Annotated in this window: 21 protein-coding genes; 15 read left to right on the top strand and 6 right to left on the bottom strand. The window is 33.1% G+C overall.

The features are described from left to right. Positions 1-21 precede the first annotated feature (21 nt). The 3 genes from KPL50_RS15055 to KPL50_RS15045 all read left to right on the top strand — a co-directional run bounded on the left by KPL50_RS15055 (position 22) and on the right by KPL50_RS15045 (position 3,684). Positions 22-1,707, top strand: a complete 1,686-nt coding sequence (locus KPL50_RS15055) for an amylo-alpha-1,6-glucosidase (RefSeq protein WP_216299357.1) — start codon at positions 22-24, stop codon at positions 1,705-1,707. Between the two features lie 17 nt (positions 1,708-1,724). Beyond that, positions 1,725-2,603, top strand: coding sequence for a DMT family transporter (locus KPL50_RS15050; protein ID WP_216299356.1), 879 nt, complete (start codon positions 1,725-1,727; stop codon positions 2,601-2,603). A 91-nt stretch (positions 2,604-2,694) separates the two neighbouring features. Beyond that, on the top strand, positions 2,695-3,684 hold the full coding sequence (locus tag KPL50_RS15045) for a LacI family DNA-binding transcriptional regulator (RefSeq protein WP_216299355.1): 990 nt from the start codon (positions 2,695-2,697) through the stop codon (positions 3,682-3,684). A gap of 246 nt (positions 3,685-3,930) precedes the next feature. Here the strand turns inward: KPL50_RS15045 and KPL50_RS15040 are convergent, their stop codons facing one another. The 4 genes from KPL50_RS15040 to KPL50_RS15025 form a co-directional block, all read right to left on the bottom strand. Continuing rightward, positions 3,931-4,410 (bottom strand): hypothetical protein, encoded by a 480-nt coding sequence (locus KPL50_RS15040; protein WP_216299354.1) that lies wholly within the window; start codon positions 4,408-4,410, stop codon positions 3,931-3,933. Positions 4,411-4,643: 233 nt separating this feature from the next. Beyond that, positions 4,644-5,027 (bottom strand): hypothetical protein, encoded by a 384-nt coding sequence (locus KPL50_RS15035; protein WP_216299353.1) that lies wholly within the window; start codon positions 5,025-5,027, stop codon positions 4,644-4,646. Positions 5,028-5,148: 121 nt separating this feature from the next. Beyond that, a complete protein-coding gene (locus KPL50_RS15030; RefSeq protein WP_216299352.1) occupies positions 5,149-5,625 on the bottom strand; it encodes a GbsR/MarR family transcriptional regulator in 477 nt (158 codons plus the stop codon). A 51-nt stretch (positions 5,626-5,676) separates the two neighbouring features. Next, positions 5,677-6,483, bottom strand: coding sequence for an alpha/beta fold hydrolase (locus KPL50_RS15025; protein WP_216299351.1), 807 nt, complete (start codon positions 6,481-6,483; stop codon positions 5,677-5,679). 286 nt (positions 6,484-6,769) lie between these two features. Here KPL50_RS15025 and KPL50_RS15020 point away from each other — a divergent pair, with 286 nt between their 5' ends. From KPL50_RS15020 to KPL50_RS14990, 7 genes are read left to right on the top strand one after another with little or no spacing between them, the layout of a single operon-like run. Continuing rightward, positions 6,770-7,516, top strand: a complete 747-nt coding sequence (locus tag KPL50_RS15020; protein ID WP_216299350.1) for a GntR family transcriptional regulator — start codon at positions 6,770-6,772, stop codon at positions 7,514-7,516. Positions 7,517-7,561: 45 nt separating this feature from the next. Then, positions 7,562-8,119, top strand: coding sequence for an ECF-type riboflavin transporter substrate-binding protein (locus KPL50_RS15015; RefSeq protein ID WP_216299349.1), 558 nt, complete (start codon positions 7,562-7,564; stop codon positions 8,117-8,119). 53 nt (positions 8,120-8,172) lie between these two features. Continuing rightward, positions 8,173-9,882: an ABC transporter ATP-binding protein gene (locus KPL50_RS15010; protein WP_216299379.1), complete on the top strand. Its 1,710-nt coding sequence runs from the start codon at positions 8,173-8,175 to the stop codon at positions 9,880-9,882. 2 nt (positions 9,883-9,884) lie between these two features. Next, positions 9,885-10,712 carry an energy-coupling factor transporter transmembrane component T gene (locus KPL50_RS15005; protein ID WP_253200645.1) on the top strand — a complete coding sequence of 276 codons (828 nt, stop codon included), beginning with the start codon at positions 9,885-9,887 and terminating at the stop codon, positions 10,710-10,712. 13 nt (positions 10,713-10,725) lie between these two features. Continuing rightward, positions 10,726-11,568 carry an S-adenosyl-l-methionine hydroxide adenosyltransferase family protein gene (locus tag KPL50_RS15000; RefSeq protein WP_216299347.1) on the top strand — a complete coding sequence of 281 codons (843 nt, stop codon included), beginning with the start codon at positions 10,726-10,728 and terminating at the stop codon, positions 11,566-11,568. Positions 11,569-11,577: 9 nt separating this feature from the next. Beyond that, positions 11,578-12,375: a GNAT family N-acetyltransferase gene (locus KPL50_RS14995; RefSeq protein ID WP_216299346.1), complete on the top strand. Its 798-nt coding sequence runs from the start codon at positions 11,578-11,580 to the stop codon at positions 12,373-12,375. A 1-nt stretch (position 12,376) separates the two neighbouring features. Then, complete coding sequence (locus KPL50_RS14990; RefSeq protein WP_216299345.1) at positions 12,377-13,219, top strand: S-adenosyl-l-methionine hydroxide adenosyltransferase family protein; 843 nt, start codon at positions 12,377-12,379, stop codon at positions 13,217-13,219. A gap of 172 nt (positions 13,220-13,391) precedes the next feature. Here KPL50_RS14990 and KPL50_RS14985 read toward each other — a convergent pair whose 3' ends face one another. Both KPL50_RS14985 and KPL50_RS14980 read right to left on the bottom strand, forming a co-directional pair. Continuing rightward, positions 13,392-14,222, bottom strand: a complete 831-nt coding sequence (locus KPL50_RS14985) for a response regulator (protein ID WP_216299344.1) — start codon at positions 14,220-14,222, stop codon at positions 13,392-13,394. 16 nt (positions 14,223-14,238) lie between these two features. Next, entirely contained in the window at positions 14,239-15,984 is a 1,746-nt protein-coding gene (locus tag KPL50_RS14980) for a sensor histidine kinase (RefSeq protein WP_216299343.1), read from the bottom strand. 327 nt (positions 15,985-16,311) lie between these two features. Between KPL50_RS14980 and KPL50_RS14975 the strand changes: the two genes are divergently transcribed. The 5 genes from KPL50_RS14975 to KPL50_RS14955 all read left to right on the top strand — a co-directional run bounded on the left by KPL50_RS14975 (position 16,312) and on the right by KPL50_RS14955 (position 24,090). After that, positions 16,312-17,577: an ABC transporter substrate-binding protein gene (locus KPL50_RS14975; protein WP_216299342.1), complete on the top strand. Its 1,266-nt coding sequence runs from the start codon at positions 16,312-16,314 to the stop codon at positions 17,575-17,577. Between the two features lie 123 nt (positions 17,578-17,700). After that, on the top strand, positions 17,701-18,570 hold the full coding sequence (locus KPL50_RS14970; protein ID WP_216299341.1) for a carbohydrate ABC transporter permease: 870 nt from the start codon (positions 17,701-17,703) through the stop codon (positions 18,568-18,570). 24 nt (positions 18,571-18,594) lie between these two features. Beyond that, a complete protein-coding gene (locus KPL50_RS14965; protein ID WP_216299340.1) occupies positions 18,595-19,476 on the top strand; it encodes a carbohydrate ABC transporter permease in 882 nt (293 codons plus the stop codon). Between the two features lie 47 nt (positions 19,477-19,523). After that, positions 19,524-21,662 carry a methyl-accepting chemotaxis protein gene (locus KPL50_RS14960; RefSeq protein ID WP_216299339.1) on the top strand — a complete coding sequence of 713 codons (2,139 nt, stop codon included), beginning with the start codon at positions 19,524-19,526 and terminating at the stop codon, positions 21,660-21,662. Between the two features lie 22 nt (positions 21,663-21,684). Beyond that, on the top strand, positions 21,685-24,090 hold the full coding sequence (locus KPL50_RS14955) for a GH36-type glycosyl hydrolase domain-containing protein (protein WP_216299338.1): 2,406 nt from the start codon (positions 21,685-21,687) through the stop codon (positions 24,088-24,090). Positions 24,091-24,103: the final 13 nt, after the last annotated feature.

Here is a 24,103-nt window from a genome sequence, read left to right as displayed (position 1 = left end):
TAATATTTAAGAGGTGATAGTATGGAATTTAATATAAGTGATGTACCCTTTAGCAGGTACGGATCATATCTTGTTTTTTCTACAGATTTAGAGTCTGGAGAATTACTTTTAAGAGATGTGCATGGAGGCGATGAATCAGAAAGTACAATTTTTAAAATCCAAGTAATAAAAGGTGGAAATCCAGTCCCATACAGTATTAAAGTTAGCGAAACAAAGCTAACTTTAATGGGAATTGAAAATCCACAGGATCAAATTAATATTTGTATTAGTGAAGAGGATATGATTCATATTGAAGCTAGAGGGATTGGACTTAGGTTTAATGCAGTTAAAACAAGATATGATAATGTACTTGAGTATGATGCAGATAAATGGGAATATCATTTTTATTCCAAGGAAATTAAAATGATGTTTTCCTTGATAGAGGGGAATGTAGCATTAAATGCACCCTGGAAGATTGTAGGAAATGAAAGCATAGCTATGGATGTTGAAACAAAAGAAGGCTATATGCATCTTGTTATAGAGAGTTATAAGACAGTATGGAAATGTAAAAACTTTGAGAGCTATGAAATGGCTCAAAAAAAGGTAGATGAGTGTTATGGAGATTGGCTTAAATCCATGCCTGAAGTTCCAGAGAGGTACATGGCCTCAAGGGAGCTTGCAAGCTATATAACTTGGTCTTGTGTTGTTCATCCTCAGGATAAGTTAACACGTTATGCCATGTATATGTCAAAAAATTCAATGAACAACATATGGAGCTGGGATAACTGTTTTAATGCAATGATGTTAAGTTTAAATCATCCGGAACTTGCTTTAGACCAGCTTTTATTATTTGTAGAAAACCAGGATGAGTGTGGAATATATCCAGATTTTATAAATGACAGGTATTCCTCCTTTAGCTGCTGTAAGCCACCTATTCATGCATGGGCCTTTAGTAAAATAAGAAAAAACAACAGCTTTTTTAACACAAAAGATGTTGTGGAAACCATGTATGAATCCTTAGCAAGAGCAACAGAGTACTGGCTAGAGTATAGAAGGAAAAACAAAAATACGCTTCCCTTATATAACCATGGAAATGATTCAGGGTGGGATAATGCTTCTGTTTTCCATATGGGTATTCCCGTGGAGTCTCCTGACCTTGCAGCTCATCTTATAAGACAGATGGATATTTTATCCGAAATGGCTCTTGAACTAGGGAAGATGAAAGATAAGGATAGATGGAAAAAAGAAGCAGATGATATGTATGAGATTTTAATGGAACGTCTATGGAGTGGAAATGGGTTTGCAGCTATTGTACATGGGACTAAGGAGCGAGAAGTACCCTATAGAACTAGCCTTTTATTAAGGCTTCCTATTGTTATTGGGTATAGGTTTCCAAAAGATATAACAGCGAGTATTGTAACGAGCCTTAAAGAGGATTTTGAAAGCACCTTTGGTCTTGCTACAGAATCACATAAAAGTCCCTTATATAAGGAGGATGGCTATTGGCTTGGACCTGTTTGGGCTCCTGTAATGTATCTGATAATTGATGCATTAAATACCTTGGGGTATTCGTCCATTGCTAAGGATTATGCCCAGCGTTTTTGCAATGCAACCATTACAGGGGGCATGGCTGAAAATTTTGATCCTTTTACAGGTAAAGGGCTGGTAGACCCTGCTTTTACATGGACATCCAGCGTGTTTTTAATGTTGGCCAAGGAATATTTATAATTGGAGGAAAAGTGTTTATGAGAAAGTATATTGGAGAGCTTGGGCTTTTATCTGTAGCAATAATATGGGGTATGGGGTTTGTAGCTTCACGTGTATCCTTAGATTCAAATCTTACCCCATTTCAAATTATGACTCTCAGGTTTTTTATTTCCACAGTGATTATGGCAGCAATATACAGAAAAAAACTTAAAAAAATTAATAGTGCTTCTTTAAAGGCTGGAATAATTTTAGGTTTTTTTCTTTTTCTGGCCTTTGCTTTTCAGACTGAGGGTCTTCAGTATACAACACCTTCAAAGAATGCATTTTTAACCTCTATCAATGTGGTTATGGTACCATTTATAGGTACAATGTTGTTTAAGAAGCCTGTAGACAAATTTGGTATAATAGGGGCACTGCTTGCATGTACTGGTGCGGGGATTTTAACTCTAAATGGAAGTTATAAGATAAATATAGGGGATATGTTGACAATAATATGTGCACTTGCCTTTGCTTTTCACATATTTTTCGTAGGGGAGTATGTGAAAAAGTATGATCCTATTGCGATTACTATTCTTCAACTTGCTGTTGCATTCATACTCTCATTAATAGCAATTACTGTAATGGGACAAACCGATATTCACTTGAATTCAAAGGGGATACTCGCAGTATCATATCTTGGTATCTTTAGTACGGCGCTAGCGTTTCTTCTGCAAAATGTTTCGCAGAAGTTTACAACCGGGACCAGAGCAGCGATTATACTTTCTATGGAATCTGTGTTTGGAGCGCTAGCATCGGTTATGTTTTTAGGAGAGCAGATGACTTTGAAAATATTAATAGGGTGCTTGTTAATATTTGCTGCTATTATTACCTCAGAGACAAAATTATCTTTTTTAAGGAAAAGTAAATCATTTGAATAAAGTATTATTAGGCAAAGCATATTGAATATGATAGAATTGAATAAGTTTAAAGTGTTAAAAATAGAAATTTATAGAAGAGGTGATAAAGAGGATGGCTATTATAAAAGATATTGCTGAGAAGGCTAGGGTTTCAATTGCTACAGTATCAAGAGTTTTAAATTATGATGAAACATTAAGTGTATCAGCTGAAACAAGACAGAGGGTATTTGAAGCTGCTCAGGAGCTTGAGTATACACCGCCAAAACGTAAAAAAAGTAGGAAGAAATTTAAAATAGGTCTTCTTTATTCCTATTCGCTTGAAGAGGAACTTGAGGATACTTATTACCTATCTATAAGGGTATCAATAGAAAAAAGACTTGTGGCAGAGGGAGCTAAGATATTTAGAATAAGCAAAAATGATGATCTTGAAAAGCTTAAGAATATTGATGGTATTATTGCTCTTGGAACCTTTAATATTAATGATGTTGAAGGAATAAAAAAGTTTACGAGGCCTGTGGTTTTTGTAGATACGTCGCAAGATGAGGATTTGTTTGATTCAGTGATAATTAATTTTTCAAAGTCCGTAAGAAATGCTCTTGATTACTTGTTTTCTTTAGGACATACTAAGATTGCTTATATAGGTGGAATAGATTTAGATATTAATGGGGATAGGGTTATAGATTTAAGAGAGGATACATATTGTAAATATATGAAAGAAAAAGGTGTGTATAATGAAAATTTTATAAAAATTGGTAATTATACACCAAGAGACGGTTACAAGTTGATGAAGGAAATCCTAGAAGCAGATACGATACCTACTGCTACTTTTGTAGCTAACGATTCGATTGCAATAGGTTGCTATAAGGCCATATATGAAAGAAAATTAAAGATACCAGAGGATATGAGCATAGTTGGGTTTAATGACATTTCAAGTGCACAGTATATGACACCACCCCTAACTACAATAAAGCTGCACATTGAATTTATGGGAGAAACTGCTGTAGATTTACTTATAGAACGGTTAATATCTGGAAGAGAAATATGTAAAAAGATTACAATACCGGCTAAGTTTATAATTAGAGAAAGCTGTAAGGAAATATAAAACAATAACTTCTAAGTCAAAGTGTAACTTGTTATTGTACGTCTGCCATTTGCAGTTCTTCTGCACTAAGTCTTGAATGGTTAACAGTTATTTACTACTGAGTGGATTTAAGAAAAAGCCTCTATATTGATTTACTTGTAAATCAATATAGAGGATTTTTATTTTTTTGTAAATTATTAGTGCTTCTGCTAGTCTCATTATTTCCTTTTATTTGGTATAATAGTATTAAACATGGCTGGCTAGAAGTTATCTGTGGTATTCGGGCAAATTCCCCATGGTATGCAATGTACCGATATATTCCATGAAACGTTGGCTATGTATTTCAATATCAGACTGGCGTACACCCATAAAAACTATCAATTGATTTCTTAGGGAGCCAGAACCGCTGAATTGATAATGTCCCGTAGTTTCCTTAAAGAAGAAACAAATATCCTGCATATTAACTTGATTAGCCTCTTGATTAGTATGTTTCATAAATTTTTGTACCTCTTGGCACGCCTGATGATAAAAAACTTCATTACACTTTGTATGCGGCAAATAGTATCCGTGGATATTAAGCCCAAACTGTTGAGGAGAAGACTCCATTACTTCCTGATTCATAGCATGTTCTTTTTCACTCCATTTTTCTAGTTCTTCGTTTATCATATCAAATGAAAATTCTGATGCTTGATGCTCTAGTTTATCTTTAAAATGCTTCATAATCACATCTGATTGAAAAAAATTCATGCAAATATCATTTGCGGCAATAGGCAGAGTATCACACTGCTTTTGCGTTGTCTCGCATAAAAATAAAAATATTTTTTATTCAATAATCTACATAATAATTATCCCCTGGAATAACATATATTTTTATTAATTCATTCGCTTTAAAAGAAAGATACGACAGAAATGAATATAAAATTATAATGCATCAAATCTATAAATTGGAATTTGTCGGGCTTGGCGTTATACTCATAATCTCACCTAAAAAGTGGAAATTGATCTCTTTTACTAATTTCATCTGTTATTAATGATTTTGAAATATACATCGCTTTTATTAGGTTCTTAAGGCGGGTGTGATGAGAGGTACCCTCCGCAAATTTTAGCGGTGCTTTTTCACATTTACTGATAACTGAAGATACGGGGCGTAGTGATTCTATCAATTCTTCTTTTGTATATTTGTCCATAACATCTTCATCTGTTATTAATGATTTTGAAATATACATTGCTTTTATCCTGTTCTTAAGGAGCGTGTGCTGAGAGCTACCCTCCGCAAATTTTAGCTGCATTTTTTCACATTTACTGATAGTTGAAGATACAACTTGTAGCGATTCCACCAATTCTTCTCTTGTATATTTGTCCATAGCATCTCACCTCAAATTCATATTTATTAAGTTGCTTTATATCTTTCATATGTCGCATTTTCTAACAGGTGGGACACAACCTATGAACATTCCGAACTAAGTTTAATTTAAAATTTCTTGCTTACAAAATTTTAATCTCTTTTCTCCATTCTATAAGTGCTTTTTCATTACTTTCAGTCATTATATTAACCCACCGTAACATTTCTTTTAAGTTTTCATTTGAATTAGACTCTTTATTAAAAGATTTATTGCCTTCTTCAAGTATACTTTTGAGGTTTTTAAACCCTTCAATACGTGTTTTTATTGCGTTATCCCATGCTGAGGCACAAATAACAAAATAATCGGTTCTATCCCCTGTTATTGAGGTTTTTTCTAATAAACCATAAGAAACTAAAAGTCTTACATTAGTTGAGATACTCCCTCTACTAACTTTTAGAAGTTTAGATATTTGCTCAGATGATACATTATTATTAGCAACAAGTATAAGTGCTAATATCCTTCCACCAATACGTGGTATTCCATAGTTTTCATAGTAAATCCCTAACTTTTCAATAAACTTTAAATTTTCTTCGTTCAGATTAAGTTCTTTATCTTTCATAACGTGAATATTCTCCTTTTTACGTGATATTGTTTTTAAATAAGCGAGAAATTAATATTGCTTATTCAAAAATGCAATTAATACTTTGTTAAATTCTAAAGGATTATCCTGATTAGAACAATGACTTGCATCTTTAATTTTAATAAGTTCACAATTAGGTTCCTTAGATGCCCATGATTGTGCAATTTTTTTAATATTACCTGTCTTATCACTTTCTCCATAAACAAGTAAGATACTTTTATTTATTCTATACGCCTTCTCATAGTGTAAACATGCAGCAGTTTCTAAAAATATTTTAGAAAAATCCTTTTTCCCTATTTTATTAAATGCTTTTCTTAAATAACTTTGTACTTCTAAAGTTATAGAACTTGCTTTAACACTCTCATTAACTAAGTAATTCCAAGGATATAAAGGGATTAAAAACGGGGTTATGTTTAAATAAAATTTTTCTAAATTAGATAATTTCATTGTATTACAAGTACAATCTATTAGCACCAAATTTTCCACCTTATTAGGATAATAGAATGCCATTTCTTGCACTATGTTTCCTCCCATTGATTGACCAATAAATGTAGACTTATCTATATTTTCTATATCCATAATTTTAATTAAATCTTCAACTAGTAGCTTTATACTAAACTTATCTCCCATAGGTCTTGATAGTCCATGGCCCCTTGCATCCCAAAGTAATACTTTAAATGTTTCACTTAGTACATGTAGTTGATCATTAAACATTTCATGATCGGCACCTGCTCCGTGTAGAAATATTAGCCATCTTCCTTTGATATTATTTGAAATCCAATAATGTATAGTACATCCATCCGTGTTAATTGTTTTTTCTGAAAGACAGTTATCCATAAAACACCTCACCTAATATTAATAATATATTAGTCTCAGTATATCACCTCAGTTGTTTTAGTCTATACTGAAACAACTGAAATCTAACAATAAAATTATTAACCTTTATTTTCCGTGGATTTTAGGAGAATAAATTAAATATTCACAATATTGACAAAATAAAAATATAAGGATATAATTGTATTAACTTGTTGAACAAGTTGACGATTGTTGAACAAGTTCAATTAGTTAAAACATAGTCTGGAGTCTATTATAGACAATTATAAAATGATATGGGGTATGCAAAATGAAAAATAGAAAAATTACAAGTGTGTCCAATGAAAAAATACCATCATATGTAGCTATTTATAATATGCTTTATTCTGATATTATAAACGGCCTCTATAAAAATGGAACACAACTTCCTAGCGAAACTGCTCTTTCAGAAAGGTATGAAGTAAGCAGAAACACATTAAGGCAAGCTCTAACGATTTTAAATGAAGATGGGGTAATTTCAAAGCATCAGGGTAAAGGCACCTTTGTTACCTATAAGGGAGAAGATGAAGAAACAGAAGAAGTCTCAAATAGCAACCTTGAAAATCCAATAATTCAGTGCTGCAAAGAGGAAATTGATGAAATTCGTGTTTCTTACAATTACGGGCCACCCACGGATATTGCGCAACAAAAACTTAATATTAGTGCAAGTGAGATTGTTATGGCAAGTAACAATGTATACTTGGTAGACAAAATTCCTGTGGCACACTCTTTTATACAAATTCCAGTGAAATATATTAATAATAGTAATGTAAACCTAAATTCCGAAGAGGAAGTCTCAAATCTAATTAACAAAACTATATTTGAACTTGCTACATATGCTAAGATTCATGTGAAGATTGTGCATGCTGAAGAGAATACTACATCCTTCCTTGAAATTCATGATAATGAGACGATTATTTATATTGAAGAGATTTTGTACAATGAGCAACGTGAAGGCATGGCAAGGTGTAAGTTTTATTTTATTCCTGATAAATATGATTTATCATTTAAAGTTTAACCTATAATATGATATCCATATATTAATATAAAAGGGGGAAAAATTATGAAAGATTATTTCAAGGTAACCACAAAAACTATTGTTGCCACAGGTCTAGGTGCTGCAGTTTTCATGCTTTTATTCATGTATATTAAGGTGCCATCTCCAATTCCAGAAACAAGTTTTCAAACAGCTTATGGATTAAGTGCCTTCTTTGCAGCACTATTTGGACCTATTGCAGGAGGGTTAATAGCTTTTATTGGTCACTCCTTAAGTGATGCTATCCAGTATGGTTCACCATGGTGGAGTTGGGCTATTGCTAGTGGAGTCTCCGGAGTAATATTTGGATTTTCTTACAAGAGAACAAGGGTTGAAGAAGGAGAATTTAAAATAAAGGACATCCTTATTTTTAACATCATTCAAGTTCTTGGAAATATTTTAGCTTGGGTAGTTGTTGCTCCAATACTAGATATTGTTATTTACAGTGAGCCTGCTAATCTAGTTTTCACGCAGGGTGTAGTTGCAGCTTTAATGAACTCAATTAGTGCAGGAGTTATAGGTACCTTGCTTTTAATTTCTTATGCAGCCACAAGGACAAAAAAAGGAAGCCTAAATATGAAATAACCATATAATTATAATTATAATTATAATTAGTAAAATAAATGGGGAAGTGGATGATGATGAGGAAGCCAATTATTGAATTTAAAAATTTTAATTTTCAGTATTTCAGCCAAGCGAGGCCAACCTTAAATGATATTAATTTAGAAATCTATCCAGGAGAAAAAATATTAATAGTGGGTCCTAGTGGTAGTGGTAAAAGTACCCTTGGTAACTGTTTAAATGGACTAATTCCTTTTTCATATAAAGGTGAGGTTAATGGAAGTTTAAAAATTAAGGATTTAGAAACAAAGGAGCAAAACATTTTTAAATTATCTAAAATGATAGGAACAGTTTTGCAAGACTCTGATGGGCAGTTTGTTGGGTTAACTGTTGGTGAAGATATAGCTTTTGCTTTAGAAAATGATAATGTTAATGCTACAGAAATGAAGGCCAGAGTGAAAAATGTAGCAAGCATGGTAGATATGGAAAAGTGGCTTACTTCATCACCTTTCGAACTATCTGGAGGTCAAAAACAAAGGTCTGCTCTTGCTGGTGTTATGATCGATGACGTAGATATATTACTATTTGATGAGCCACTAGCCAATCTAGATCCTGCCACTGGTAAGACTGCCATAGAAATAATAGAAAATATTCACAAAGAAGCAAATAAAACTATTATTATTATTGAACATAGGCTAGAGGATGTTCTACATTGTGACATTGATAGAATTATTGTTATGAATGAGGGGAGAATTATTGCAGATATGAACGCTGATCAATTAGTTTCCTCGGAAATTTTAATTGAAAATGGCATAAGGGAGCCCCTTTATATTACAGCATTAAAATATGCTGGCATAAAAGTTACCACTGAAATGCACCCTGGTCATATCAATACATTAGATGTGCAAACGGTAAAAGAAATTTTAAAAGCTTGGGATAAATCCATTTCACCACAGAAAATTGAAAGTCACAAACCATCTATACTTAGGCTTTGCGAGGTGTCTTTTTCCTATAATGGGATTCATAAAATACTAGATAATGTTAGCATTGATATTAAAGAAGGAGAAATGGTGTCCATCGTTGGTAAAAACGGGGCAGGTAAATCAACTCTTTCAAAAATAATATGCGGATTTGAAAAAGAAGATACAGGTAATGTTTATTATTATGATGAAAATATTAAGCAGAAAACCATAAGGCAGCGGGCTGAAATTGTGGGTGTTGTAATGCAAAATCCAAATCAAATGATTTCAAAGCCTATGATATATGATGAGATTGCTTTAGGTCTTCGTTTAAGAAAGGTTAAGGAAGAAGAGATAAAGGAGCGAGTTGATAAGATTTTAAAGATTTGTGGACTCACCCCCTTTAGAGAATGGCCTATATCAGCACTAAGTTATGGGCAAAAGAAGAGGGTAACTATAGCTTCAATTTTAGTGTTAAATCCTAAGATTTTAATTCTTGACGAACCAACCGCCGGGCAAGATTACCGTCATTACAGTGAAATAATGAGGTTTTTACTAGAAATAAATAAATTAGGGGTAACAATTATTATGATTACACATGACATGCACCTTATGCTTCAATACACCCCCCGAGGAATAGTTTTAGCTGGTGGAAAGAAAATTGCAGATACGCAGGCCGCTATAATTTTAACGGATGGTGATGTCATAAAAGAAGCAAACTTAAAAGAAACCTCTCTTTATAATCTTGCTCAAATCACAGGTATAAGTGATGGAACATCATTTGTTCAAAGTTTTATAGAATATGAGAGGGGGATGCGAAACAAGTGAAAATGAAGCTATTTTCATATAACTTAATTGATACCTATATTCATAGACTTTCTGGACTAACTAAGCTAATTTGCTTTTTATTCTTAACCTTTTCTGTAATGTTTTCTTATGACATAAGGAGTATTCTTTTAATAATGGTTTTTTCTTTTGTAATGTTAAGAGTTTCTAAAATAAAATACTCCCAAATACGACTAATGATAATTTACGCTTTAATATTTCTTATTACAAATGCAGTTATAACCTATTTATTTTCCCCAGAACGAGGAGTTGGAATTTACGGTACCCGTCACGAAATCCTTTCTATTTTTGGGAGATATACATTAACCTTAGAACAGTTGTTTTACCAAGGCACTAAGTTTTTCAAATATGCTTCGGTTATTCCACTTGGAATAATATTTCTTTTAACTACCAATCCAAGTGAATTTGCATCTGCTTTAAGTGGTATTGGAGTTAACTATAAAGCCGCAGTTGCAGTTTCGCTAACCTTACGATATTTCCCGGACATACAGAGGGAATATCAAGAAATTAGCCTTTCACAACAGGCGAGAGGTTTAGATTTATCGCGAAATGCAAAATTTTCAGATAGGTTTAAGAATGCACTTTTGATAATTATACCATTAATTTTCTCTACATTAGATAAAATAGAACTTATCAGTAATGCTATGGATTTACGTGGCTTTGGCAAAAGCAAGAGTCGTACTTGGTATAATAAGAAAAAACTTACAGTTGAAGATTACACGGCTATTACAATTTCAGCATTAATTTTTATTGGAACAATTTTAATTTCAGTTTTTATAAATAAGAGTCGTTTTTATAATCCATTTATATAGGAGGAGTAAAGTAATGAAACCAATATTAGTTTTTCAAACAGATTTTACTTACAAAGAAGGCGCGGTATGCGCAATGTATGGGGTGGTTAAGACCGTTGATAGAGAACTAGAGATTTTTGATGGTTCTCACGAAATTCCACAGTACGATATTCAGAGTGCATCCTACAGACTATTTCAGTCTATGAGATTTTGGCCAGAAGGAACAATTTTTGTTTCTGTTGTAGATCCAGGTGTTGGAACTCACAGAAGAGCTTGTGTTGCAAAAACTGTGGATGGATACTATGTGGTTACCCCGGATAATGGTGCGTTAACTCACCTGAAAAAATGGGTAGGAATTACAGAAGTTAGGGAAATAGATGAAACAAAAAACCGCTTACGTGGTAAAAATACTGAAGGTGTTAGTATTTTTCATGGTCGCGATCTATTTGGATATTGTGCTGCAAAACTTGCTAGTGGGATAATTTCTTATGAGGAGGTAGGTAAGGCATATAGTATAAGTGAAATTGTAGAATTCACTATTCCGGAGCCTTTCATAAAGGCTAATAAGGTTTGCGGAAATTTTGAAATTAGTGATCCTAACTTTGGAAATCTATGGACAAATATTCCATTATCTATGTTTACAGAGGCTGGCTTTAATTATGGTGACTATCTTAATGTAAAAATAAATCACCAAGGAAAAGAAATGTACAAGGATAAGGTACTGTTCCATAAATCTTTTGGGTTTGCAGAAAAAGGGGCTGTTATGATTTATAATAACGAGCTTATGAAGGTAGCAATGGCAATTACACAAGGAAATCTATGTGAAAAATATAATTTAAGCTTTGGCTTAGAATGGACAGTTGAATTTGAAAAATAGGAGTGAATTATGCTAACGAAGGCAACGGAAAAACACAGAGGGTTAATAATGGATTACTGTTTAGCTGAGCCTAATATAAACTTATTTATAATAGGTGATATAGAAAATTTTGGATTCGAAACTGATTTCCAGGAGGTCTGGATTCAAACGTTAGGTCATAAACTAGTGGGTATTGTGCTACGATACCATGATAATTTTATTATTTATAGTAAGGATTTAGATCTAGAAATTAATGAAATAGAAATCCTATTAAGCACAAGAGATGTAAACATAATTAGTGGAAAACTCACGGTAATAGATTTATTTTACCCAGTTGTGAAAAGTAAATATTCCAAAAGAGATATGTATTTTTGCCAACTTCTAGATATCTCAAAACTCATTAAGGATACATCAGAAGTTGAAACTGCAGAAAGCATAGATGCAATGGAGATTACACTCGCCTATGAACAGATAGAAGAATTTTCAGGTTTATATTCTTCAGGAATAGATAGCCGTTATAAACAGATTGCAAGCAGAATTATAACAAAAGAAGGAGTGCATATGTTTATAAAGAAAGATGGTAAAATTGTAAGCCACGGCAATACCACTGCTGAAACAAGTGTTAGCGCTATGGTGGGAGGTATTTTAACTATTCCAGAATATAGAAAACAAGGACTTTCAAGTAAGATAATTTCTGCTTTGTGTCAAAACTTATTTCTTAAAGGAAAATCAGCATGTCTATTCTTTGATAATCCGGAAGCAGGCGAGATTTATCACAAGTTAGGATTCCGTAATATTGATAAGTGGGCAATTTTAGGGAGGAAATAGTATGAAAAATTTACTGGTATTTCAAAGCGATTTCGGTTTAGTGGATGGTGCCGTTGCAGCTATGTATGGCGTGGCTCATGAAGTAGAGGAAAATTTAAAGCTTTATAACTTAACACATGATATTACACCTTATAACATATGGGAGGCATCATACCGTCTTTTTCAATCAGTAGAATATTGGCCTAAAGGCACGGTTTTTATTTCAGTGGTAGACCCAGGGGTTGGGTCAAGCCGGAAGAGTGTAGTAGCATTAACTGAATCTGGTCACTACATTGTTACCCCTGATAACGGTACCTTAACACATCTCAAAAAATATGTAGGTATAACTGAAATTAGAGAAATTGAAGAATCAAAGCACCGTCGACAAGACACTGAAAGTTCCTTTACCTTCCACGGTCGGGATGTTTACGCTTATACCGGAGCAAAGATTGCTGCAGGCATTATTACATTTGAAGAGGTGGGGGCATTATTATCAGTAGAAAATATAGTGGAGCTTGAAATAGGTAAAATAGTAAAAACCGAAAAAAGTGTAAAAGGTAGCATTGATATTCTAGATGTACGTTTTGGTAGCTTATGGACTGATATCACAAGAGAAGATTTTTTAGAAATTGGATTTAATGTAGGGGACAGAGTTGAAGTTATAATTTGCAATGGTCCAACCCGTGTATACAACAATCGTATAGTTTATGGGAAGTCATTTGCAGACGTATACGTAAGTGAGCAGTTAATTTATGTTAACTCTGTATACCGTATGGCGGTTGCGATAAACCAAGGGAACTTTGCCAAGGCTTATAGCATCGGAACTGGAATACATTGGAGTATAGAGTTTAAAAAAATAGATTAGAGCTTTTTAAGGGTTAATTTAGAGATACAACAAAAAGAACAAGAAAGTATATGCTTTCTTGTTCTTTTCTTACTTAGGGGGTGAAGAAAATAATGTAAAAATATATATATTGCTTGGGAAATAAAGTAACAGAACATTTATAAGTGCTAGTTTGTGAAAAATTTGCAGAAGCTTAATTGATATTTTCATCATTAAAGTTTTTATTTCGATACTCCATAGGTTTTAAACCAGTAATACTTTTAAAGAGTTTATTGAAGTAGGTTACGTCTGTAAAACCTATCATTGTTGAAACTTCATAAATTTTATATTGGGGCTGAAGTAATAATTTTTTAGCCTCATCAATACGCATTTCACTTAAAGTATAAATAAAGGTACTGCCAGTCTCTTTTTTTATCAGTTTACTAAGGTACCAGGTACTGATATATAAATGGTCGGATACATCTTTTAAGGTTAAACTCATATTTACATTCGCCTTCATAAAAGACAGGGCTTTAACTACAAGATACTTAGAATTTTTTTCATTAGTATTAAGTGATTTATCTTCCGTAATTGTAACGCGATCACTTGAATTGTAATCTTCTTTAACTTTTCTTTTCAAGTTTTTAAAGATTTCTTCATTAGATTTTACTTTTTTAAGTTCAATAATAGCGTCTTCAATGGAAAGGATTAGTTCCTTAGTATTTGTGGGTTTGAGAAGAAATCTAAAGGCTCCAAGTTTAACAGCTTGTTGGGCATACTCAAAATCTCTAAAGCCAGATAATATTATTATTTTACATCCATGCTTATGTTCTTTTAGTTTAGAAATCATTTCTAAACCATTTAAACCTGGCATCCTGATGTCAGTTATTACAATGTCAGGTTGAAGTGATGAAAGCATTTCTAGGCCTTCATCGCCGTCGGCAGCTTCACCTATAACGCTGCAGCCTAATGTTTCCCAAGCAATAACAGTTTTTAGGCCTTCTCTTATTATTTCTTCATCATCAATTATAAGTACTTTATACATTTAATATACACCCCTTTTAACTGCTTACAGGTACTTTAATTGTAACAAGCGTCCACATACCCTCCTTACTTTCTATGTTTACTCCGTAGTCCTTACCATAAAGTAGTCTAATTCTGCGATGTACATTAATTACACCTATCTTAGAATTATCCAAGAAATTTTCAGGTTCTGAAAACTTATCATCGCTCATGGCTTCTGTAAGGGCTAGTAATTTATTTTTTTCAATACCTAACCCATCGTCTGCTACAGTAATAATTAGTTGATTATTTTCCTTCTTTATTGTAATATCTACTGTTCCTCCACCTTTTTTCATTTCAAGGCCATGGTATATTGTGTTTTCAATTATAGGTTGAATTAAGAGCTTAGGAAGACAGTTATTAAGGGTGTCCTCATCAACAGCTAAATTAAATTCTATTTTTTTGCCAAATCGTTTTTGAATTAAAAATTTATAGCTTTGGATGTATTCGATTTCTTTATAAATAGGAATAAATTTCTCATTGCTCCTATTCAGGTTTGCTTCTATAATGTACGAAAAAGCGGAAATCATTTCACTGACCTCATCATCGCCGTGAATTTTTGCCTTCCAGTTTATGGCCTCAAGTGTATTATACAAAAAATGAGGATTGATTTGAGCTTGCAGCGCATTAATTTCAGATTGCTTCATTACAATTTGTTCTTTATATACTGTATCAATTAGATTCTTTATATTTTCCGACATTTTATTAAAGGTACGAAACACGAAACCAAACTCATCCTTTCGATTACTTTCTATTATTACACCCATGTTACCATTTTCTATTTCCTTCATCCTTTTTATTAATATATTCAGTGGACGTATAATTGTACTATGTAAGTAATTTATAAGTAATAAGCAAATAGGAAGAGTAGCTATACATAGAATTATGCTAAATTTGGCTACTTTTCGTATTTCTTTAAATAATACATTTCCTGAAATTCCAACAACAAGTTTCCAATTGGCTGGTTTAATTGTGTCATATATCATATATATAGAATCATTTTTAGTCTTTACCTCGCCTTCGCCTTTGTCTAAATTAGAATCAAGAAAAGATTGTATGGATTTATTGGAATTTACATCAAAACTATCATTTATAAATATTAATTGACCATCGCTACTATAGAGACCCAAGGTTTGCTTTGAGTTAATTATGAGATTGTTAAATACTTCTAGAAAGTATTGATTATCTATTTCGAAGGCTAGAAGACCAACTACCTTATTCACATTTAATGAATCGTATATGGATTTTGCAAGGTAAATACCATCTATTTTCCCCTTTTTACTTGTTACATACCATACTGGAGCTCCCTTTCCTTTTATGGCTAGCTCATTTAACTTATCCATATTGGTATAGCAATCTGTAGTAGCAACAAAAGTTCTATTTGCTTGAAAAACCTTTTCACTCTCAGAATATTTAATGAGAATTTCGTTTAGTTCATATTTAGAGAAAAGTAAAGATTGTAAATACTGTTGGAAACTATTTTCATATATAAAATCTAAATTATTAGAATTAATTAAAGTATTTGTATCAATTATTTTGCGGTCATAAAAAAGCTGTATTGAGAAGAGGTTAAGCTTGTCCATTCTGTCTGAAAGTGATTCTGTTAGTTGCTCAGCTGCACTTTGATAGTCCACTATAGCTTTTTCTTTAATCATTTTTGAATAGTTGACATATCCTAAATATCCAATAATTATTGTAGGATAAAGAATAAATAGAATTGCAATAATAATAAGCTTGGATTTCATAGAATATTTTGTCATAATAAAAGTCCTTTCATATGCATTTAAATTTTAGTATGTTTTCTATTATTATACAGTATATTTCGCTATTTCGCTTAATGAATTACAAATTCTATTATTTTACTTACAAGCCAAAATAAACAAATAAATGCCAATTTGAACTGATTTAATGTTTTTGAGATGGATGGTATAATGTGTTTGTAAGTTGTTAACAATTATGAAAACATTTACACGGTAATTTGAAAAAATTCAATCAATATTGTTAATATGCGAAAAGCTCATACATTAATATATTAATAATATTGTAAAAATTAAAAATGGGGGGATATCAAAATGAAAAAATCAAAAAAAATTATTTGTTTGCTCATGACAACTGCTGTTTTAGCTTCAACTTTGGTTGGATGTGGTACTAAGAAACCAGCAGCAACTACACCAGTTGCAGAGGAGAAGGAAGTAACAATTAGAGTAGAAACAACCTTTACTGGTGCAGACCCATACACAGAAGTATGGCAACAGGCCATAAAAGATTTCCAAGTTAAATATCCTAAAATCAAAGTTATAGATGAAGCTACTTCTGCTGCAAGTGAGGCTTTTAAAACAAAAATAAATACTGATTTTGCTTCAGGTAATGAACCAGATGTAACATATGGATTTAATGGTGCAGCTGGAAAACCGCTTGTTGATTCCGGTAAGGTTATTTCTTGGGAAGATGAATTAGCTAAAGATACTGCTTGGGCTGGAACATTTAAGAAAGCAGGCCTGGATGCTGGTAAGTATGAGGGTAAGCTTTATGCACTTCCTTACATTGGATTCTTTGAAGGAGTATGGATAAATACCGATTTATTTAAGAATAACGGACTTGAAATTCCTAAGACTTATGAGGATATTTTAAAGGCTATTCCAGTACTTAATGCAAAAAACATAACTCCAATTGCTACTTCATTTGCTGAAGAACCACATTATTTAATTGAAACATTATTACTTTCACAAGGCGGAGCTTCCGGTCACAATAAAGCATTTGATGCCAGCTGGGCTCCAGCGCTTGCACTCGCTAAAGACCTTTATGATAAAAAAGCGTTTACAAAAGATGCCTTAACAATTAAACAAGCTGCTTGTGCTCAGGCTTTTGCTGATAAGAAAGCTGCAATGTTTATTTCAGGTTCTTGGTCAGGTGGAGCATTTCAGAAGATGGAAAATGTTGATATAATACCAATGCCGCTAGTACCTGGAGCAAAAGCGGGTGCTAATGACATCATTGGTGGTACAGGCACAGGCTGGTATGTAACTAAGGCTCTTAATGACAAGAAAGATGGAGCTGGAATGAAATTTGTTAAGTTTATGACTCAACCAGAACAACTTGCGAAATTTGCTGAAAAAGGAGGCGTTCCACTTCAAAATGTACCAACTTCAACTACAGGTGGCACACTCTCAAAAAATATCGATAACTTTATGACTAAGGCTACTAGCATGACTAGTCCTGCTGGAGATAATATGAATCAGGAAGCCTTTACAACTATATGGAAAGGTATGCAATATATAGTTGCTGGAAAGAAGACTTCACAACAAGTACTTGATGAAGCACAAAAATTAGCAAAATAATTAGACTCATTAGTAATATCTAAAATTAATAATATCTTAAATTAATAATACACAATGCGCAATAGAATTTACTATATGTTGAGCATTGTGTATTTCAAAATAATGTTTCAGGGAGTAATGAATATGATTTTAAAGGATAAAAAATATGCTCTTTTATTTTTAGCACCAGCCCTTACTTTAATTACGGTTTTTCTATTCAATCCGCTAATCCAAACCTTCTATTTTAGTTTAACTGAATGGCATTATTTTTCAAAGAAAAAGACTTTTATAGGCCTTGCGAATTATCAGAGACTTTTACAGGACCCCGTAGTTGGGATAGCAATCAAAAACACACTATTATTAATATTATTATGTATTATATTTGAAATTGGATTCGCTCTACTCCTTGCAATGCTCATGGACGGAGTTAAGAGGGGTTTTAAGCTTTATAGAACAGTTTTCTTTTTTCCAGTTGTAGTATCAGGTTCCGCAATAGGACTCTTGTTCGCACTTACATATCAGTATGATGCAGGTCTTTTGAATAACATTTTAGGTATATTTGGTATGTCAAAGAAAATATGGTTAACTGAAAAATCTTCAGCATTACTTTCTATGATGCCGTATATTTGGCAAATGACTGGTTTTTATTTTGTAATATTTATGACCGCACTTACAAAAATACCAAGTGATATATATGAATCAGCAGCTTTGGATGGTGTAACGGGATTCTCCAAATCAATATATATAACACTTCCACTTATAAGGGATGTAATAATTACAACTATTGCACTCGTAATTACATCAGCTATAAAGGTTTTTGATATTATATTTACAATAACCCAGGGTGGTCCGATGAATTCAAGTCAGGTTTTGAGCACGTATATATATCAAACTACATTCCAATCTATGAATCAAGGCTATGGGTCTGCACTATCTATTCTTATGGTTGTTATCGGAATTGGTTTGACTATTATTACTACATTAATGTCAAGGAAAGAGCCGATAAGTTATTAGTTGATTATGAGGGGATGTTAGAGTATGTTAAATACAAAAGTTTCAAAAGATATTTATATAGAAAAAAAACGTAATAAATCAAAAATTACTATGTCGAAGGTTATTACACATTTTATATTAATAGCATGGGGGATAACAACCATTGCACCAATAGCATGGGTTATTATGAATAGCTTTAAGAGCTCATCTGAAATAATTTCTAGCGCTCTTAGTTTTCCAACTAAATTTAATTTAGATAACTTCCGTGCACTTGGGAAATATTCTCAAATAGACATTCCTAGGGGATTTTTTAATAGTCTTATTATTTCTGGTACGGTTGTTGTATTAGTATTAATTCTTGGAGCAATGGCTGCATTTGTATTGTCAAGGTTTAAGTTTTTTCTAAATGGACCAATAATGATACTTTTAGTTGCTAGTATGCTTGTTCCACAGTTTGCAGTTATTATTCCTAATATTAAAATATTACAGTTTTTTCATTTTAATAACACTTATTTAGCTGTAATAGTACCACATACTGCTGGATTTTTAAATTTCGCTATAATTATGATGACGGGATTTATGAAGTCTCTTCCTGTTGAGCTTGAAGAAGCTGCCATAATAGATGGGTGTAGTATACCAAAAATATTTATGAAAATAATACTCCCATTGTCTACTCCAATACTCGCAACCTCAGGTATAATGATTTTTTTATGGTCTTATAATGATTTACTTCTTCCACTTGTGTATCTTGTAGGGGAACTAAGACCTATAAGTGTGCTTTTAACCCAAATTTCAAGCCAGTTTAATACGGATTATGGTGCAATGATGGCAGCGCTCACAATAACAATAATTCCAGTGATAGTACTCTATGTAATTTCTCAAAAATATGTAATTAAGGGATTGACAGCTGGTGCTGTTAAGGGATAAGGAAAATCAACCTAACTTCTAAAGAATAAATTTTGAGAGGAATTATAATGGGCAAAATTAATTTTAAAGCAATCCAAATAAGTGGTTCACAAAAGCCCTTAAAAAGTACTAAATCCGAGAAATTTAGTTTGAAGTTTCTTAAGGATTTGAAAACTAAGGGTGGTTTGTTTAAGAAATTAGTTATAACTTTTACCTTACTATCTTTATTCACTTTATCTATTTCTGCGTTATTAATCTATGTAGTTACTAAACAAAAGGTTTCAGCAGATTTTGAGAAAGCTACTTCTCAAATTTTAAATCAAAACATGAATTATATACAGGTAATTGATGCTTCTATTGAAGCAGTTTCAAGTCAAATTATTTCAAATAAGGAGTTTATTACAGAACTAACTACAACGTCAATTGACGAATTTGAGAAAATTGAGTCTATTAATAATCTTTCCAAAACCTTGGCTACATTAGTAGGGAGTGGGGGTTCTGGTTTTATTAAAAGTATCTATGTTCTATCGGACAATGACATCTCTAGAAGTTCTGATTCCTCTAGTTCAGATATTAAAGATGTAGCTAAATATTCTGCTTTTAAAGAAACAGATGACTATAAGGCCGCAGTTTCCGCTGATGGAAAAGGCATATGGTCCAAAGTTCATGAAAATACATTTTCAACTTCACATGAGCGAATTATTAGCTATATGAGGGTGTTAAAAAACCCATCAACTATGAAAATAGCTGGTATGATGGTAATAAACGCCGATGCGGATATTTTTGCTTCCTCAATAAGAGATACAGAAATAGGTGCAAGTGGATATATGTTAATTTCGAATAAATATGGAAATATTATTGCCCACAAGGATACTACCTTTGGTGGCAAAAAAGTTGACTTACCTATATGGGATCAAATTAAACTGCTAGGTAAAGGTGCCTTCGACTATACATCTAAAGGGAAAAAGATGCATGGAGTAGTTTCAACTTATAGTACAAGTGAATGGAAGCTTATAGCCGTAGTTCCTGCAAGTGAACTTTCTTCCACTGCAAATAGTATTGGGGTTATATCTATTCCAATTATTATTCTTTGTGTAATTCTCACAATTATATTTTCTATGTTTATAAGCATCAGAATTACCTATCCAATAAATGATATCATCCTTGTTGCAGAAAAAGTATCACAAGGTGATTTTACCTTTAAAACTAATAGCTATCGTATTTACGAGATTAATGAATTAAGCCGTAAATTTAATAACATGACTGAAAAATTAAAGCAAATGTTATCTATTACTGCGGGTCTTTCAAAAGAAACAACAAGTTCTTCAGCTCAAATATTAAATTTATCAAACAGTATTAATATTAGTTCAAAGAAAGTTGTTTTAGCTGTGGGAGAAATAACCATGGGTTCTTCAAAACAAACAGAGGAAACCCTAAGTTGTGCTAGAATATCAGATAAATTCAATGGTGAAATTGTAAGTGCAATAATGTCATTGAATAACGTTAGTAAAGCAACTTGTAATTCAATTGATGTTATAAATAAAAGCTCAAATACAATTAACAACTTAAGCAAAACTTCTGAAAACAATTCTGGTGCAATGTCAAAGGTATCAGATACTATTGTTGAATTAAATGAAAACACTAAAAATATCCTTACCATTTTGAATAAAATTAATAGTATTACAAAACAAACCAACCTCCTTGCATTAAATGCTTCAATAGAAGCTGCAAGAGCTGGAGATGCTGGAAGAGGTTTCTCAATAGTTGCCATTGAAATTAGAAAATTAGCTGAGCAGTCTCAAAGTGCTTCCTTTGAAATTGAAAAGATTATAAGCAAAGTAAATACATCAATAAGAGCTTCCTTAGAAATATCCAGCCATGCTAAGGAATTATTCAAGGAAGAACTAAATCAAGTTAGTAGTACAATTAAATCCTTTGATGACATTAAAGTTTCAATTTCAGGTATTTCTGACGCAATGGAATATACTATGAAGTCTATAAATGTAATAGATGAGGATAAAAATTATTTGTACGAGGCAATTACTAATATCTCAGCAATCTCAGAGGAAAATACAGCTGCAACACAAGAAGTCACAGAAACGATACAAAACCAATCAAGTTCGAATGATTTAATGAATTCACTAGCTGAAGGGTTGAATGACAAAGCAAATGGATTAATTGAGTTAATAAATAAATTTAAATTTTAATATAGCTAAGGGAGAAGATAAAATGAAATATGGATATTTTGATAATGTAAACAGGGAATATGTTATTAAGCGCCCTGATGTGCCAGTATCTTGGACGAATTATCTTGGGGTTAAAGATATGTGTGCTGTAATTTCTCACAACGCAGGTGGGTACCTATTTCATAAGAAGCCACAATACAATAGGATAACCCGGTTTAGACCAAACGGCGTACCACTAGATAGACCTGGGCACTATGTTTACCTTCGTGATGATGAATCTAACGACTATTGGACAATTTCTTGGCAGCCAGTTGGCAAGGACCTTAAAAAGGCCAATTATGAGTGTCGTCATGGGCTATCTTATTCCAAATTTTCTTGTGAATATAGCGATATAAGTGCCCAACAGATTTTGTTTATACCAGTAAACGATGATGTAGAATTATGGGATGTAAAGATAGTTAACAATGGAACAATTCCACGTAAATTAAGTGTATTTTCTTACGTAGAGTTCTCATTCCAAAATATTGATATGGATAATCAAAACTTTCAAATGAGCTTATACGCATCAGGTTCTAGTTATGAAGATGGAGTTATAGAAAATGATCTTTTTTATGATACTGATAAAACGGGTTATCAATACATGGCATCAAGTTTTAAGCCAGAGAGCTATGACTGTTTAAGAGATAAATTTTTAGGAAGCTACCACACTGAAGATAATCCAATAGCTGTAGAAAAGGGGATTTGTAGTGGAAGCTCAGAACTCGGTGGAAATCACTGTGGTGCGCTGCATAAAAAAATAACCTTAGCTCCAGGAGAAGAGACTAGGGTTATATTTATGGTTGGTGTTGGTGAAAGAACTATAGGTAAAAAAATGAAGGCCAAATATTCAAATCTTGCTACTGTAGATCAAGCATTTACTGAACTTCGCGAATACTGGGAAGGAAAATTATCATCATTTCAGATTAGGACTCCAAATGAAGGCATGAATACCATGATAAATACATGGAACCTTTATCAAGCAGAAACAAATGTTGTCTTCTCCAGGTTTGCTTCATTTATAGAAGTAGGTGGAAGAACGGGACTTGGATATAGAGATACTGCTCAAGATGTTATGTGCATTCCTCATACAAATCCTAAAAAGTGTAAACAACGTATAATTGAACTTCTTCGTGCACAGTCGAGCATAGGCTACGGCTTACATTTATTCCAGCCAGAATGGTTTGATCCAGAGACTTCTAAAGTTTTACCTTCAAAATCACCAACAGTTGTACCAACTCCAAGCATGTCGGATGTAGTACATGGATTAAAGGATGCATGCTCAGATGACGCATTATGGCTAATTGCAGCAATATGTGAATATGTACAAGAAACTGGTGAAGTCCAATTCTTTGATATGATGGTTACTTTTGCTGATGGAGGAGAAGCCACGGTATATGATCACATGAAGAAAATACTTGATTTCTCAACTGAGCAGGTTGGGGCTACAGGGATTTGTAAAGGTCTTAGAGCTGACTGGAATGACTGCTTAAACCTTGGAGGCGGAGAAAGCGCTCTAGTATCTTTCCTGCATTTTTGGGCACTAAACAACTTTGTTGAATGTGCTAACTTCTTAGGTAGAGCAGAAGATGTAGCGATATATGGTGCGATAGCGAGTAGGGTTAAAAAAGTATGTGAAAATGAGCTTTGGGATGGGGAATGGTATATTCGTGGAATTACAGCAGATGGAGAAAAAATAGGCACTCAAAAGGATGAAGAAGGAAAGGTTCACCTTGAGTCGAACACTTGGGCAGTTGTTTCTGGTGTAGCAGGCAAAGAGAGGGCTAAGGCTTGTATGGATGCAGTAGATGAATATTTATATTCAGACTTTGGTCTACACTTAGTTTCACCATCCTACACCAAACCGAATGAGGGAATAGGTTTCGTAACTCGTGTATACAAGGGAGTTAAGGAAAATGGAGCTATCTTCAGTCATCCAAATCCCTGGGCTTGGGTTGCTGAATGCATGCTTGGACGTGGTGACAGAGCTATGAAGTTCTATAACGCCTTATTACCTTATAATCAAAATGATATGATAGAGACTCGTGAGGCTGAACCATACTCATACTGTCAATTCGTCATGGGAAAAGAACATACAGCTCATGGTAGAGCGAGGCACCCATGGCTTACAGGAAGTGCTGGTTGGGCATACTATGCAGCAACTCACTACATGCTAGGAGTTCGTCTGAGCTTTGATGGTATGATTATAGATCCATGCATACCAGGAGAGTGGACAGAATTTGAAATTACCCGCATATGGCGTGGAGCAACTTATAATATAAGGGTGCAAAATCCAAATGGAGTAGAGAAGGGCATTAAAGAAATAATTTTAAATGGAACAGCAGTGGAAGGTGCTATTAAGCCACAAAAGGCTGGAACGCATAATACTATAGTTGCTATAATGGGCAGTTAAAGTAATTATATTT

Source organism: Clostridium sp. CF012 (assembly GCF_018861755.1).
In the GTDB taxonomy this organism is placed as follows: Bacteria; Bacillota; Clostridia; order Clostridiales; family Clostridiaceae; genus Clostridium_AD.
This window is presented reverse-complemented; position numbering and strand designations above follow the sequence as displayed.